The following is a 1299-nucleotide window of genomic DNA, read 5'->3' as shown; positions in this document are numbered from 1 at the left end:
GATGCGCAAGATTACAAGATGCATAAGATGCTTTTTTTACATACAATATTGCTCATTTCCTATCTTAGTCTATCTTATCCATCTTAAAAATCATGTTCAGACAACTACTTCCACTTTACCACTCAATAAATCTTGCATTAATCCAGATTTTATTTTCTTGTACTTAGATAAAGTGGATTGTTCAGATTTAATTGTATTATCGATATTATTTAAAGAATCTTCAACTTTTTGCTTTTCTCTATTATTAATGGGAATAGGAATTAATAATTTTCTTAGTAATTCTATACCCAAAGAAGACCTAGTTGAACCTGTTAATAGTTTATCTATTTGCTCTTGTACAGGAAATGATGAAAGTGAATGCGCTAAATAATCACTACTAATATTTTTAGGAATCATAATTGCCATCGTGGGGGATATCGTTACCTTTTCATCATAATTCCTAAATCTTACTATTTTGCCAATAGTCGCAACTCTTCCAAACCCTATAGTATTGTGATCTAATTTGTATCGTTTTCTATGCTCGTCAAAAATTTTATCAGGTACTTTTCGAGCACCTTTCTTAATTTCTCCAAATTCTGAAATATCACCAATACCAACAAAAGGAATACCTTGTGCATATTCTTCTGGTGCCCTATGACTAGGATGTGGGTCAATTATATCTGCTAAGTCTTCCAACGCAACAGTCCGCCAATAATCAACCTTTGAGGGATTAAAAAGATCCTGCATCATGCCTTGTTTAATGGCTTGGTACTTGGCAATGGCTGCTTCTGTTTTTTCTAATACAGCATCGCAAGTGGAGAGGATGCGGGCTATTTTTTGTTGAAGAAGCAGGGGTGGACACATAATTTCTAGCCTACCAACATCCCCAAGGCTAAAGTTAGCTTGGGCTGCTTGTACATTTATTCTTTTGACCTGATTGTTTACATTTTCGGAATTTAAATAGTATTTTAAATACTCGACATCTAGTTTTGACCTTTTAGATAGTCTTACGATTGCAATAGCTTGGTTTGTGTTTGCAGGTAATATATTTTGAGAAACAATTGCAACTCTACCTAAAACTCCAGCGATAGAAAAAAGAATATCGTTTTCTTCAAATTGAGACCGGCCTAGGGTACGGTGGGTTTCTCCATCAATAAATGCAAAATAGTCTAGTTTAAATTTTCCGGCAGCAGTTATACTTTCTGCTTTGATAAAATTAATACCGGAATCCTTAAACTCTTTGCGTATCCCCACTACCAAGTAGGTCATAGATTTTTATCGGAGATGTACGATATTTGTTTACTGTTGGGGATTTACAGC

1 protein-coding gene is annotated in these 1299 nt (G+C 34.5%); it reads right to left on the bottom strand.

Going from position 1 to position 1299, the window contains the following annotated elements:
* Positions 1–96: 96 nt before the first annotated feature.
* Positions 97–1248: a restriction endonuclease subunit S gene (locus ACRD64_RS24825; RefSeq protein ID WP_430937262.1), complete on the bottom strand. Its 1152-nt coding sequence runs from the start codon at positions 1246–1248 to the stop codon at positions 97–99.
* Positions 1249–1299: the final 51 nt, after the last annotated feature.

The sequence above is a fragment of the Saccharicrinis sp. 156 genome, from assembly GCF_050589685.1.
Classification (GTDB): Bacteria; Bacteroidota; Bacteroidia; order Bacteroidales; family Marinilabiliaceae; genus Saccharicrinis.
The sequence above is the reverse complement of the archived record's forward strand: the minus strand, read 5'-3'. Positions and strand labels throughout refer to the sequence as shown.

Coding starts and splice junctions, on each gene's coding strand:
- ACRD64_RS24825 (WP_430937262.1), bottom strand. CDS start 1,248: ATGACCTACTTGGTAGTGGGGATACGCAAAGAGTTTAAGGATTCCGGT.